We start from the raw sequence: 381 nt of genomic DNA on the forward strand, positions 1-381 counted from the left end.
ATATAAATCGCATCGATGAAGTGGGTATGACACAGCGTTCAGTTAATCAATTAGGGCGTATGTTTCGTTGGTTAGTCAGTGATGTGAGTCATCAAATACATCAAGTAGACATCTCTTGTGATCAATTAGCAGCAGATAATCGCGATCTGTATGTAAGAACAGAGCAAACTGCCAGCAATGTTGAAGCAACTGCCTCAACGATGAATGAATTAACGACAGCGGTAAGTAGTAATAGTGAAACGGCAGGGCAAGCAAACAACCTTTCTAATATCACTTGTGAGGCAGCGATAAAAGGAGGTAGTGCAATGGATAATATCGTTAATACAATGAATGATATTGCGAAGAGTTCTGATCGTATTAGTAATATCATTGGTGTTATTG

General features: G+C 38.8%; 1 pseudogene. It reads left to right on the forward strand.

Annotated elements, in window-relative coordinates:
• Nucleotides 1-381 (forward strand): annotated as a pseudogene (locus EVJ34_RS15600) (hypothetical protein); the annotation flags it as partial.

It is taken from the genome of Exiguobacterium sp. SL-9 (genome assembly GCF_004336985.1).
Lineage (GTDB): Bacteria > Bacillota > Bacilli > Exiguobacteriales > Exiguobacteriaceae > Exiguobacterium.